At 59.4% G+C, this 13,277-nt stretch carries 13 protein-coding genes; 4 read left to right on the forward strand and 9 right to left on the reverse strand.

What is annotated here, in order from left to right; genetic code table 11:
- Positions 1–34 precede the first annotated feature (34 nt).
- A complete protein-coding gene (locus ABLV64_RS00940; RefSeq protein ID WP_348843129.1) occupies positions 35–526 on the reverse strand; it encodes a YbaY family lipoprotein in 492 nt (163 codons plus the stop codon).
- Positions 527–742: 216 nt separating this feature from the next.
- On the opposite strand from ABLV64_RS00940, the gene tesB reads away from it, so the two are divergent.
- Entirely contained in the window at positions 743–1,606 is an 864-nt protein-coding gene (tesB, locus tag ABLV64_RS00945) for an acyl-CoA thioesterase II (protein WP_004204779.1), read from the forward strand.
- Between the two features lie 51 nt (positions 1,607–1,657).
- Here the strand turns inward: tesB and amtB are convergent, their stop codons facing one another.
- From amtB to ABLV64_RS00970, 5 genes are all read right to left on the reverse strand, one after another.
- Positions 1,658–2,944, reverse strand: coding sequence for an ammonium transporter AmtB (amtB, locus tag ABLV64_RS00950; RefSeq protein ID WP_004204781.1), 1,287 nt, complete (start codon positions 2,942–2,944; stop codon positions 1,658–1,660).
- 33 nt (positions 2,945–2,977) lie between these two features.
- Positions 2,978–3,316, reverse strand: a complete 339-nt coding sequence (gene glnK, locus ABLV64_RS00955; protein ID WP_002891893.1) for a P-II family nitrogen regulator — start codon at positions 3,314–3,316, stop codon at positions 2,978–2,980.
- A gap of 243 nt (positions 3,317–3,559) precedes the next feature.
- Complete coding sequence (locus tag ABLV64_RS00960) at positions 3,560–5,338, reverse strand: SmdB family multidrug efflux ABC transporter permease/ATP-binding protein (protein WP_004204783.1); 1,779 nt, start codon at positions 5,336–5,338, stop codon at positions 3,560–3,562.
- Positions 5,331–7,103 (reverse strand): SmdA family multidrug ABC transporter permease/ATP-binding protein, encoded by a 1,773-nt coding sequence (locus tag ABLV64_RS00965; RefSeq protein WP_004204785.1) that lies wholly within the window; start codon positions 7,101–7,103, stop codon positions 5,331–5,333. The genes ABLV64_RS00960 and ABLV64_RS00965 overlap by 8 nt, the downstream gene beginning before the upstream one ends.
- Before the next feature lie 42 nt (positions 7,104–7,145).
- On the reverse strand, positions 7,146–7,604 hold the full coding sequence (locus tag ABLV64_RS00970; RefSeq protein ID WP_004204786.1) for an Lrp/AsnC family transcriptional regulator: 459 nt from the start codon (positions 7,602–7,604) through the stop codon (positions 7,146–7,148).
- A gap of 115 nt (positions 7,605–7,719) precedes the next feature.
- Here ABLV64_RS00970 and ABLV64_RS00975 point away from each other — a divergent pair, with 115 nt between their 5' ends.
- A complete protein-coding gene (locus ABLV64_RS00975; RefSeq protein ID WP_023319850.1) occupies positions 7,720–8,772 on the forward strand; it encodes a PLP-dependent cysteine synthase family protein in 1,053 nt (350 codons plus the stop codon).
- Between the two features lie 44 nt (positions 8,773–8,816).
- Here the strand turns inward: ABLV64_RS00975 and cof are convergent, their stop codons facing one another.
- A complete protein-coding gene (gene cof, locus ABLV64_RS00980; protein WP_017898908.1) occupies positions 8,817–9,635 on the reverse strand; it encodes an HMP-PP phosphatase in 819 nt (272 codons plus the stop codon).
- A gap of 127 nt (positions 9,636–9,762) precedes the next feature.
- Between cof and ABLV64_RS00985 the strand changes: the two genes are divergently transcribed.
- Positions 9,763–11,460, forward strand: coding sequence for an SgrR family transcriptional regulator (locus ABLV64_RS00985; protein WP_048323175.1), 1,698 nt, complete (start codon positions 9,763–9,765; stop codon positions 11,458–11,460).
- 66 nt (positions 11,461–11,526) lie between these two features.
- Positions 11,527–12,228: a 7-cyano-7-deazaguanine synthase QueC gene (gene queC / locus ABLV64_RS00990; RefSeq protein WP_004204791.1), complete on the forward strand. Its 702-nt coding sequence runs from the start codon at positions 11,527–11,529 to the stop codon at positions 12,226–12,228.
- A 128-nt stretch (positions 12,229–12,356) separates the two neighbouring features.
- On the opposite strand, the gene ABLV64_RS00995 is transcribed toward queC, so the two are convergent.
- Both ABLV64_RS00995 and ABLV64_RS01000 read right to left on the reverse strand, forming a co-directional pair.
- Positions 12,357–12,758, reverse strand: coding sequence for a YbgC/FadM family acyl-CoA thioesterase (locus ABLV64_RS00995; protein WP_004204793.1), 402 nt, complete (start codon positions 12,756–12,758; stop codon positions 12,357–12,359).
- Positions 12,759–12,869: 111 nt separating this feature from the next.
- A complete protein-coding gene (locus ABLV64_RS01000; RefSeq protein ID WP_048294255.1) occupies positions 12,870–13,238 on the reverse strand; it encodes a helix-hairpin-helix domain-containing protein in 369 nt (122 codons plus the stop codon).
- Positions 13,239–13,277: the final 39 nt, after the last annotated feature.

The raw sequence follows: 13,277 nt of genomic DNA on the forward strand, positions 1-13,277 counted from the left end.
CCAAAAAAAGCCCCCATTCGGGGGCTTAGCGAGCTTACTGTGCGACAGGCACGGCGGTCTGCTGAACCGGAACCAGCGTCAGGTCGGCATGGGTGCCACCCTGGTTGATCACCGTCTGCACGGTATCGGTAATGAACATCAGCTGGCCGTTAACCGTAATCGCTGCGCTCAACAGAATGCGGGCGTTCGGTTGAATATCTGCCGGGTTGTAAGGCAGTGCAAAGTTGAATGGCGCCTGCTTGCCTTCGGTACGCACCGCTTTTTGCGACAATACGCGGGCTGGCGCATCGGCCAGAGAAGCATCCGACAGGGTCACCGTCAGCACCGCTTCCGGCGGCAAAGCGATTCTCTGGCGGATATTAATCGTCCCCGTGACGCTCGGCTGCTGCTGCGCCACGCTCAGCGTCGCAATACCGTAAGGGTCGGGTGCGGCCGCCTGCGTCGAAGAATTGTTCGAGTGGTGATTAGCACAGGCGGTCAGCGTCGCGGCGACGGCTAAGGCACTAAACATATAGGCAAATTTCATGATGTTCTCCTTATCATCCCTTAATACCCAGGAGGATGTTCCGCCGCTTCGCCGGCAGGAACTTTCGTGTCGTCAATAAGTGTGGCACAGATCGCAGATTTCTTCCTGTTGACCGGTTGTTATTCAGATTATTACACCCATCGGACCACTTGCGATTCCAGGTTATACTTTGCCACATTACGCGCGCGGCGCCGCCATTGTTAACTGAGGAAAAGTATGAGTCAGGCACTCTCTAACCTGCTGGCATTATTAGATTTGGAAAAAATTGAGGAAGGGTTGTTCCGTGGACAGAGCGAAGACCTGGGATTGCGCCAGGTTTTTGGCGGCCAGGTGGTGGGCCAGGCGCTGTATGCGGCAAAAGAGACCGTGCCCGTTGAACGTCTGGTGCATTCGTTTCACAGCTACTTTCTGCGCCCCGGCGACAGTCAAAAACCGATCGTCTACGATGTGGAGGTGCTGCGCGACGGCAACAGCTTTAGCGCCCGCCGGGTCGCCGCCATCCAGAACGGGAAGCCGATCTTCTATATGACCGCCTCCTTCCAGGCGCCAGAGCACGGCTATGAACATCAGAAAGCGATGCCGGCCGCCCCCTCCCCTGATGGGCTGCCTTCGGAAACCGACATTGCCCGCAAGCTGGCGCATCTCCTGCCGCCGCAGGTGAAAGACAAATTCCTCTGCGATAAGCCGCTGGAGATCCGCCCGGTGGAGTTTCATAACCCGATGAAAGGCCATATCGCCGAGCCGGTGCGTCAGGTGTGGCTGCGCGCCAACGGCGCCGTTCCCGACGATCTGCGCATTCATCAGTATCTGCTGGGCTATGCCTCGGACTTTAACTTCCTGCCGGTGGCGCTGCAGCCGCACGGCGTTGGTTTCCTTGAGCCCGGCATGCAGGTCGCCACTATCGATCACTCGATGTGGTTCCATCGGCCGTTTAATATCAATGAGTGGCTGCTGTACAGCGTCGAAAGCACCTCGGCCTCCAGCGCCCGCGGCTTCGTCCGCGGCGAGTTCTACACCCAGGATGGCACGCTGGTTGCCTCAACGGTGCAGGAAGGGGTGATGCGCAACCGCAACGCATAAAAAAAGCCTCCCCTACGGGAGGCTTTTTGCTACATGGAGAAGGGTTTTCTGTCAGGCGTTGTAAGCGTTTTCGCCATGGCTGTTGACGTCCAGCCCTTCGCGCTCCTGCTCTTCCGGCACGCGCAGCCCTACGGTCATATCCGCTACTTTGTAGCCGATAAAAGCGACGACGCCGGACCAGACCACGGTAATGCCGATACTTTCCAGTTGCACCAGCAGCTGATGGCCCATGGTGACGCCTTCCGCATAACCGACGCCGCCCAGAGAAGTCGCCGCGAAGATACCGGTCAGAATACAGCCGACGATGCCGCAGACGCCGTGAACGCCGAAGACGTCGCAAGGGTCATCCACACGCAGCCAGCGTTTCAGCGCAGTCACGCCCCAGATACCCGCCAGGCCAGAGGCGATACCGACGATCAGCGCGCCGCCGACACCGATATAACCACACGCCGGCGTAACGCCAACCAGACCGGCAATTGCCCCGGAGCAGGCGCCCAGCAGTGAAGGTTTGCCGCGCAGAGCCCATTCGCCAAAGGTCCACGCCAGGATAGCAGCGGCGGTCGCCACGACGGTGTTAACGAACGCCAGGGCCGCGATTTCATTCGCTGCGCTGGCAGACCCGGCGTTGAAACCGAACCAACCCACGTAGAGGATAGCGGTGCCGGTGAACACCATCGGCAGGTTATGCGGTTTGAACGCTTCTTTGCCGAAGCCCACGCGTTTGCCCATCATATACGCGCCCACCAGCCCGGCGACCGCGGCGTTGATGTGCACAACGGTGCCGCCGGCGAAATCCAGCGCGCCATGCGTCGCCAGCAGACCGCCGCCCCAGACCATATGCGCAATCGGCACGTAGGAGAGCGTCATCCACACCACCACGAAAATCAGCACGGCGGAGAAACGGATACGTTCAGCCAGCGCCCCGACGATCAGCCCGACGGTGATGCAGGCGAACGAGCCCTGGAAGGCGACGTGGATATACTGATAGAAGGTGCCCATCAGCGCTTTCAGTTCAATATTTTTCAGCATCACCCAGTCAAAGCTGCCGAAGAAGCTGCCGCCGGTGCCAAAGGCCAGGGTATAGCCATAAATGACCCACAGTACGCAGACCAGGCCAAAGGTGACAATCACCTGCGTCAGCATGGAAAGAACGTTCTTACCGCGGATCAGGCCGCCGTAAAACAGCGCAATCCCCGGGATAGTCATAAACAGAACCAGCGCGGTGCAAATCATCATAAACGCGTTATCGGCTTTGTCCGCCACCGCAGGCGCGGCCATCGCCAGCCCCGGAAGAAGGGCTAATGCCCCCAGACCCGATTTCATTGTTGCCATTTTCATTGTTTCGTTCCCCATCACTGTGTGGTCTGGAAATTACAGTGCCGCTTCGTCAGCTTCGCCGGTACGGATGCGAATGACGCGCTGCAATTCAGCGACAAAAATTTTGCCGTCGCCAATTTTTCCGGTGTAAGCCGCTTTGCTGATGACATCGATAACTTCATCCAGCTGATCGTCGGCGATCGCCACATCAATCTTCACTTTTGGCAGAAAGTTGACGCTATACTCGGCGCCGCGGTAGAGCTCCGCATGTCCTTTCTGACGGCCAAATCCTTTGACTTCAGTGACCGTCAGGCCCTGAATGCCGATGGAAGACAAGGCTTCACGCACGTCTTCCAGTTTGAATGGTTTGATTACCACGGTAACCAGCTTCATAAGTCCCCTCCAGTCAGTATTCGGTAATGGCCGCAGCTAACACGATGGATATAAAGCAAGGGCTATGCCAGAAATGAAAAAAGGCCGCTGAGCGGCCCTTTGATGGCAAAAAACAGGCGAGAGGTCAGGCATTAGCCGGCGTAAAGGAATTTAACGGGCAAAAATGCACCACAGCGGTGCATTTGATGTAACGTTTTTGCACCACGACAGGCCGCCCAGCCTTCGCTGCCTGCTGGTGGTGCATCAGGCGCTGAGCGACTCTTCTCTGGCGCTGGCCGCCAGCTCTTCACCAGCCAGCTGTAGCTGATACATCTGCCAGTAGCGGCCTTTCGCCGCCAGCAGCTGCTGGTGGTTGCCCCGCTCGACGGCCTGACCACGATGCAGAACCAGAATGGTATCCGCCTCGACGATGGTCGACAGCCGATGGGCGATAACCACCAGGGTGGTATGCTGGCGAACCTTCGCCAGCGCCTGCTGGATCGCCTGCTCGGTACCGGAGTCGATGTTTGCCGTCGCCTCATCCAGAATCAGTACCTGCGGGGTGTCCACCAGCACGCGCGCCAGCGCCAGCAGTTGCTTCTGTCCGACGGAGAGATTATTGCCCTGCTCGCCCAGTTGGGTGTACAGGCCGTCGCTCATGCTGCGCGCCACCGCCGCCAGCTGCACCGCCTCCAGCGCTTCCCAGACCTGGGTTTCGCTGATGTCCCGGCCCAGCGCGACGTTGGCGTAGAAGGTATCCGCCAGCACCACCGGATCCTGTTGCACCATCGCGATGCCCCGACGCAACGCGCTATGGCTAAGAGAAGCGAGCGGCCGGCCATCGATGCGGATCTCCCCGTGGGTTAACGGATAATAGCCCATCATCAGACTGGCGAGGGTACTCTTCCCGCTGCCGGTATGCCCGACCAGCGCCACAAAACTGCGGGAAGGGATATCCAGCGTGATATCCTGGAGGACCAGACGATCCCCGCGGTAGGCGAAGGAGAGATGGTCGATTTCCACTCGACCGCTGCTCAGCGGCGCGTCATCGGCGCCCCACGCCTGGCGCGGACGATCCATTAGCTCGAAAACGCGTTCGCCGGCGACCACCGCCTGCTGCAGCATTGACTGCTGGGTGGTCAGCTCAATGAGCGGCTCGTTAAGGCGTCCGAGATAGCTGATAAACGCATACAGGACCCCGACCTCAATTGTGCCCGCCGCGCTAAAGCCGAACAGCATCAGCAGCCCGCACAGCACCAGCGAGGAAAAAAGACTCAGCAGCGGACGCAGCAGAAAACCGTCGAGGCGCAGCGTCTGCATCCGCGCCAGGTAGTGGGCGTAGCTGGCCTCACGCATCCGTTCGCCAAAACGCGCCTGCTGGCGGAACTGCTGGATGACCCCCATGCCGTTGATCACTTCGTTAAAGCCATCGTTGATGTCGGCAAGCCAGGCGCGCACCCGGCGCACGATCGGCGTGCTATAGCGCTGATAAATGATCATCACGATCAGCACCGCCGGGAAAATCGCGATCGCCACCAGCGCCATCCGCCAGTCGAGGCTAAACATCGCCACCAGCATCGCGCCGATCAGCGCCGCGCTACGCAGCACCGTCGCCACTACCGTCACGTACAGGTCGCGAATGACTTCCGTATCGTTGGTTACCCGGGAGATAAGCTGCCCGACCGGCTGAGTATCAAACTCGCTGAGCGGCTGATGCAGGGCGGCATCCATCACATCGCTGCGTAACTGCTGGACCACGCCAACCGCGGCGCGGTTAAACAGCAGCGACTGGCTATAGTGCAGTAACGCCGCCAGCAGCTGCAGACCGATATAGGCTGCCGCCAGGCCTGCCACCAGCTTCAGCGGCAGAGTATGTTTCGCCACCATATTGTCGATGAAATAACTGATAAGCAGCGGACCGCTCACCTCTGCCGCCGCCGCGATCCACATCATCGCCACCGCGATGGCCAGCGGCTTACGCCACGGTGAACCATAGGCCAGCAGGCGTTTAAGCGTCGGCCAGAGTTCGGTAAAGCTACGCATCCAGGACCTCCTCTTGCTCCTGGGGAACCTCGTCGAGCGCGGCCTCCAGCTGCTGATAGCGATACATGTCGCGATACCAGCCTGGCTGCACGGCCAGCGCCTCATGGCGGCCACGCTGGGCAATATGTCCGTGCTGCAGTACCAGAATTTCACTGGCCTCGGTCAGCGCCGACAGGCGGTGGGCGCTGATAATCACCGTCCTCCCCTCTCCCCACTGGCGCAGGTTATGCAGGATCTGGTGTTCGGTGCGACCATCCACCGCCGATAAGGCATCATCCAGGATCAGAATTTCGGCCTCCAGCAGCAGGGCGCGGGCAATAGAGATACGCTGTTTCTGGCCGCCGGAGAGCATCACGCCGCGCTCGCCCACTTCGGTATCGTACCCCTGGGGCAGACGCAGAATGTCGTCATGCACGCTGGCCAGCCGCGCCACCCGCTCAATCTGTTCCGGCGTCGCGTCCGGTTTTCCCAGCGCGATATTATTGGCGACGGTATCGGAGAATAAAAACGGCGTCTGATTGACCACCGCCAGCCGTTCGCGCCAGCTGTCGAGCTGCAGACGCGGTAGCGGCAGATCGTGAAAGCGGATCTCGCCGCTGGTGACGTCAAAATGGCGCTGCAGCAGGGCCAGAATGGTGCTTTTGCCGGCGCCCGTCGGCCCGCAGATGCCCAACATTTGCCCCGGCTGAAGGGTAAAATTAACCTGTTCCAGTGAAGGTTTGCTCGCCTGCGGATAGATGAAATCGCGGATAGCGACCTGCAGGACGCCGCGGCCTGCCGGCACCGTCTCGGTCCCGTCGTCCACCGCCGGCGCCTCTTCGAGCAGGGTGCGGATACGACCATAGGCCGCGCTACCGCGCTCCACGATGTTAAACATCCACGCCAGCGCCAGCATCGGCCAGATCATCAGGCCAAGGTACATCACGAAGCTGGTCAGCTGCCCCAGCGTCAGGCTGCCGTGGATCACCATCCAGCTGCCGCCGCCGATGGCCAGCAGGTTCGCCGCCCCGATGGCGATATAGATGGTAGGGTCGAAGCGAGCGTCAATTCGCGCCACGCGCATATTTTTCGCTCCGGTATCAGCCGCATCGGCGGCAAACTGCGCCGACTGGCGATCCTCCAGCCCGAACGCCTTAATCATGCGGATGCTGGTCAGGCTCTCCTGCGTGCGATCGTTGAGGCTGGAAAAGGCCGCCTGGGCGACGCGAAAACGTTCGTGAAGGGCATCGCCGTTGCGTTTGATCGCCAGGGCCATCAGCGGCATCGGCAGCAGCGCCAGCAGGGTGAGCTGCCAGCTAATCTGCGTCGACATCACAATCAACACCGCACAGCCCATCACCAGGGAATCCACCAGGGTTAACACCCCTTCACCGGCGGCAAACACCACCCGGTCCACGTCGTTGGTGGCGCGGGCGATCAGATCCCCGGTGCGATGGCGCAAATAGAACGCCGGATGCTGGCGGCTCAGCTGCCGGTAAAAGTCTTCCCGCAGTTCGACCGCCAGCTGGTAAGAGGCGCCGAACAGCAGCACGCGCCAGACATAGCGCAGCAGGTAGACCATCACCGCGATCAGCACCAGCGCGCCGATCCACATCCACACCTTCTCCGCGGTGTAATGTTGTTGCGTCACGCCGTCGACCACAATGCCCACCACCTTCGGCGGAACAAGCTGCAGGACGGCAATAATGGCCAGCAGGGCAATTGCGCCAAGATAGCGGCGCCACTCCCGGCGGAAATACCAGCTGAGTTGTGCAAATAATCGCAAGCAGTAAGATCCTGATTTGTTATGGGTTACGGCGCAATACCGTTATTCGACAGGCAAGGCGGTGGTGTATTTTATCTGTTCCATGGCAAAACTCGAAGTGACATCCGACAGCCCCGGCACGCTGTTCACCAACCGTTTATAAAAGTCGTCATAGCGCTTCATATCGGCCACCTGCACCCGCAGCAGATAGTCATACTCCCCCGCCATCCGCCAGAAGCCGAGCACTTCAGCCATCTGCGTCACTTCGCTCACAAAATGGCAATACCAGTCGCTGCTGTGATGCTGGGTCTTGATCAGGACAAACGCCGTCAGCCCCAGCCCCACCTTTTCCGCATCCAGTAAGGCGACGCGCCCGCGGAGAATACCCTCATCCTCGAGTCGTTTCAGGCGTTTCCAGCAAGGGGTCGTGGTCAGATTAACGGCATCGGCCAGCGCCTGCAAAGAGAGGGTGCAATCTTCCTGCAGCAGCGCCAGCAGCTTACGGTCAATTTTATCTAACATAAGGCCACCAGAGAGAATAATTTACTCCCGCAATTGTAATTGAAAGGCCAAATAGCAACAATTTTTCCCGCACAATCCGCTAAGCTGGGCACAAAATGACAAACAGGAATCCGAGATGAATAGCGCCTGGGTAAAACACGCCATTAGTGAAATTAACGCCGACTATCAGCGTTCCGCCGATACACACCTGATTCGCCTGGCGCTGCCTGGTTTTCCGGGGATCCCGATTTATCTGAAGGATGAAAGTACGCATCCGACCGGTAGCCTCAAACATCGTCTGGCGCGGTCGCTGTTTCTCTATGGCCTGTGCAACGGCTGGATCAAAGAAGGCACCACGATTATCGAATCGTCTTCGGGTTCGACTGCAGTTTCTGAGGCCTATTTCGCCCGCCTGCTGGGGCTGCCGTTTATCGCCGTGATGCCCTCCTGCACCGCCAGACGAAAAATCGAACAGATCGAGTTCTACGGCGGACGCTGCCATTTTGTGCAGAGCGCCTGCGAAATCTACGCGGCTTCCGAAACGCTGGCGCGTGAACTGAACGGCCACTATATGGATCAGTTTACCTTCGCCGAGCGGGCCACCGACTGGCGCGGCAATAACAATATCGCCGACAGTATTTTCCGCCAGATGAGCCATGAGCCGCACCCGCAGCCGTCGTGGATCGTGATGAGCGCCGGCACCGGGGGGACCTCGGCGACCATTGGCCGCTATATTCGCAGCCAGGGTTACGAGACGCAGCTGATGGTTGTCGACCCGCAAAATTCAGTATTCCTTGATTACTGGCAGACCCGCGACGCCAGCCTGCGCAGCCCGATCGGCAGCAAAATTGAAGGCATCGGCCGCCCGCGCGTCGAGCCATCGTTTATTCCCGATGTTGTCGATGAGATGCTGCGCGTGCCGGATGCGGCGAGCGTGGCCACTGCTCTGTGGCTGGAAACGCAGCTTGGGCGAAAAGTCGGCGCCTCGACCGGGACCAACATGTGGGGCGTGCTGCAGCTGGCCGCGCGGATGCGCGAGGAAGGACGCACGGGTTCCCTCGTCACCCTGCTGTGCGACAGCGGCGAGCGTTATCTGGAAAGCTATTACAACCCGCAGTGGGTGGCGGCCAACATCGGCGATATCGCCCCCTGGCAGGCGGAGATCGCCCGGCTGGTCGGCAGAACATAAAAAAAGCCAGATAGAATGCTATCTGGCTTGCTGGAAGGGTCTCTCTATTCGGGGGAATAAGGAAGATCAGGATTATCCAGCCAATGCGTTAAAAAATGGGAGACCGCCTGATGCCGGCAGTCGCCAATAACCGGGAGATGCGGCAGCTCGGCTTTCAGCTGCGGCATCGCGTTGCCCATGATGAACCCCCGCCCGACGCTGCGAAGCATCTCGCGATCGTTCATCGCATCGCCGAAGGCCATGCACTCCTGTAGGGAGAGTCCCAGGTGCTGGCTCAGCCTCGCCAGCGCCGCGCCTTTATTGCAGCCAACCGGCAGCACTTCCAGACAGTCCATCGCCGAGAAGCAGAGAAACGCGCGCTGGCCCAGCGCCTCATTCAGTTGGATCCGCAGGCGGCGCAGATCGTCATGATCGCCGCAGAAGCAGATCTTGGTGACATGATGCGCCGACATACGTTTCGGATCGCACAGTTGATAGCGAAACCCGCTGAAGACATGCGCCTTCAGCAGCTCAGGTCTTGCCTGGCCGGTGAACCAACCGCCGTCATTAAACACGTGCATGCTGGCCCGGGTATCCCATCGACTATGCAGCACGTCTTCCGCTACCTCGGGATTGAGATCCTGACGGTACAGCTCCTCCCCTTCCAGCGAGTGGATGCGCGTCCCGTTGCCCGTGATCAGAAATGCGTCCAGGGAAAATTCACCCATCACATGGTGCATCTCCAGCGCATGGCGGCCGGTGGCGAACGTCAGAGTGATATCGCGTTCCCGCAGCCGTTTCAGCGCGGTGAGCGTCTTTTCTCCGAGACGATGGTCCGGCATCAGTAAGGTGCCGTCCATATCAAATGCTGCCAGTTTTGCCATGGTGTTTTCCCCGATGTGTGATGGGCTTCGCTTGTGTTGCAGTATCACCTGGGATATACGGAAGTAATAGTGAATAGATAATATAAATTGTTCCGGGTTTATTGCGGCCCGGTGGGCGACAGCGCTTATGCGACTCTTACACCGTTTAAACCAGTACCAGCGGCTGTGGCAGCCCTCTGCCGGGGCGCCGCAGCAGGTCACCGTCGGCGAGCTGGCGGAACGCTGTTTTTGCAGCGAACGCCACGTCCGTACCCTACTGCGTCAGGCGCAGGAAGCTGGATGGTTAAGCTGGCAGGCCAGCTCCGGGCGCGGCAAGCGCGGCTTGCTCTCTTTTTACAAAACGCCGGAACGTCTGCGCAATGAGATGATGGAGCAGGCGCTGCATAAAGGTCAGCAGCAAAACGCGCTGGAGCTGGCGCAGCTAGCCCCGGTGGAGCTGAAAGCCCTGCTCCACCCCTTTCTGGGCGGTCAATGGCAAAACAATACCCCGACGCTGCGTATTCCCTACTATCGCCCGCTGGAGCCGCTGCGTCCCGGCTTTCTGCCCGGACGCGCCGAGCAGCATCTGGCCGGGCAGATCTATGCCGGGCTGACGCGCTTCGACGAAGGTGACAATATGCCGATCGGCGATCTGGCGCACCACTGGCAGGTCTCCCCTGACGGCCTGCGCTGGCAGTTTTATATCCGCTCCACACTGTGCTGGCACAACGGCGATGCGGTGGAAACCGCACAGCTGCGGCAGCGCTTACTGCTGCTGCTGGAACTGCCCGCCCTGCGGACCCTCTTCGCCAGCATCAGCCGCATCGATGTCACTCACGCCCAGTGTCTGACTATCACGCTGCATCGTCCTGACTACTGGCTGCCGTTCCGCCTCGCCAGCTATTGCAGCGTGCTGGCCCATCCTGACGATCCGGCCATCGGCTGCGGACCGTTCCGCCTGAAGCGGTTTAGTCCGGAACTCGTCCGCCTGGAGAACCATCCTCGCTACCACCTGCGGCATCCGCTGATCCAGGCGGTGGAGTACTGGATCACCCCCCAGCTCTTCGATCGCGATCTCGGGACCAGCTGCCGCCACCCGGTGCAGATCACTATTGGCGATCGCGAAGAGCTGCATAACCTGCGCCAGGTCAGCAACAGCATCAGTCTTGGCTTCTGCTATCTGACCCTGCGTCACAGCCCTCGGCTTAGCAAAGCGCAGGCCCAGCGGCTGGTATCGATAATTCACTGCTCGTCGTTGCTGGATACGCTGCCGCTCGACGAGGATCTTATTACGCCAAGCCATGAGGTGTTGCCGGGATGGTCCATCCCGCAGGGGCCGGAAAACAGCGCGGTGCCGCTGCCGGCCAGGCTCACGCTGCTCTACCATCTGCCGGTCGAACTCCACGCCATGGCCGAACAGCTGAGACAGCGGCTGGCTGTGCTGGGCTGCGAGCTGACGCTGCTGTTCCATGACGCCAAAAACTGGGAAGGCTGCCAGCATCTGGGGCAGGCCGACCTGATGATGGGCGACCGCCTGATCGGCGAAGCGCCGGAGTATGCCCTGGAGCAGTGGCTGCGCTGCGATATGCTGTGGCCTAATTTGCTGACCGGGGCGCAATATGCCCATCTGCAGGCGACATTAGACGCGGTACAGGCGCAGCCGGAAGCCCGCAGCCGCAACGATGCGCTGCGCAACGTATTTAACAGCCTGATGGAAGACGCCATCATGACGCCGCTGTTTAAATATAACTATCGGATCAGCGCCCCGCCGGGAGTCAATGGCTTGCGCCTCAACGCCCGCGGCTGGTTCGACTTCGCCAGCGCCTGGCTGCCGGCGTCGACGTGACAGAGCTGGTGGTGGCGGGCGTCTGGCGCTACCATATCGCCTTTACTCATTTAGTCAGGAATTGCCATGAAACGCGCCGTAGTTGTCTTCAGCGGAGGACAAGATTCAACCACCTGTCTGGTGCAGGCTCTGCAACAGTATGATGAAGTGCATTGCGTCACTTTTGATTATGGCCAACGCCACCGCGCGGAAATCGACGTTGCGCGCGAACTCGCCCTGAAACTTGGCGCCGTCGCGCATAAAGTGCTGGACGTTACCCTGCTCAATGAACTGGCGGTTAGCAGCCTGACCCGCGATAACATTCCGGTACCGGACTATCAGCCTGATGCCGAGGGCATTCCCAATACTTTTGTCCCGGGGCGCAATATTCTGTTTTTAACCCTGACGGCCATCTACGCCTATCAGGTAAAAGCCGAAGCTATCATCACCGGCGTGTGCGAGACCGACTTCTCCGGCTACCCGGACTGCCGCGATGAGTTTGTCAAAGCGCTGCACCACGCCGTCAGCCTTGGAATGGCGAAAGACATTCGCTTTGAAACACCGCTGATGTGGCTGAACAAAGCCGAGACCTGGGCGCTGGCCGACTACTGGGGTCAGTTAGATCTGGTGCGCCGGGAAACCCTTACCTGCTACAACGGCATTAAGGGCGATGGCTGCGGCCAGTGCGCCGCCTGCAACCTGCGCGCTAACGGGCTTAACCAGTATCTGGCCGATAAAGTCGGGGTAATGGCGGTGATGAAGCAAAAAACCGGGCTGATACAGGCATAGCCTCCGCAGAGGTATCTTCCAAAAGCTTCAGTTCAACTTCCCCGGTAGCGCTACGCTTACCGGGGCAAGGGGTTCATCACCTTCCGTGGGTCGAGGTGCGCCACCGCCCGGCACGCACGCGACGGTTGTCAGCGCAAGTTCATCTGGTCGAGTTTCTCACGCAGTTCCCCTTCCAGCGGCAGCGCCTTCTGGGTTTTCAAATCGATACAGACGAAGGTAATCAGCGCATCGGCCACCACCTCGCCGTTGGGGTTGAGAGTGACCACCTGGCTGAGCGTGCCGCTTTTGCCGTTGAGTTGCTCCAGTTTGCTGCTCACTGTCAGCACATCGCCCAGGACCGCCGGACGGCGGTAGTTAATATTAATGTTCACCACCACGAAGGCGATGTTTTTCTCGGTCATCCAATGAAATGCCGGACTCTTTTCCAGACCATCCCAGCGGGCCTCCTCAAGGAACTCCAGGTAGCGTGCGTTATTCACATGCTGGTAGACGTCCAGATGATAGCCGCGAACTTTAATTTGTGTCTGCATAGCATCAATGCCTTTCTGTTATTGTTGTTTATGAGGTAAGAGGTCACACCACTTGATGCAACCTCTTTATCCTGGCAAAAAATCACCGCTGTGCAAGCGCTGGCAAAAAATTTACAGCGTCAGATGGGATAAATTCCGCTCCACCAGCGCGCTGCCCATCCCCGGGACCTGCTTCAGATCATCAAGGGTTTTGAACGGTCCGTACTCCTCACGGTAGCTGACAATCGCCTGGGCTTTTTTCAACCCCACGCCATTCAGAGCCTGCGCCAGCTGTTCGGCGCTGGCGTGGTTAATGCTGACTTTGGTCGCCCCGTTGTCGGCCTCGCCGGGCTCCGCTTTCGCCTTCGCCGAAGAGGACGCCTGGACATGCTCTTTGGTTACCGCCGCTTTGCCGCTGGCGGGGGCAGCCAGCGCGCCCTGTGCGCCTACCGCGAAAACCAGAACGCCCGCGGCCATCAGTGCTTTTATTCCATATTTCATGCTGATATCTCCTTGTGTATAGACAGCAAGGCTACGATA

This window comes from Klebsiella sp. JB_Kp031 (genome assembly GCF_040064295.1).
Taxonomy (GTDB): domain Bacteria; phylum Pseudomonadota; class Gammaproteobacteria; order Enterobacterales; family Enterobacteriaceae; genus Klebsiella; species Klebsiella quasipneumoniae.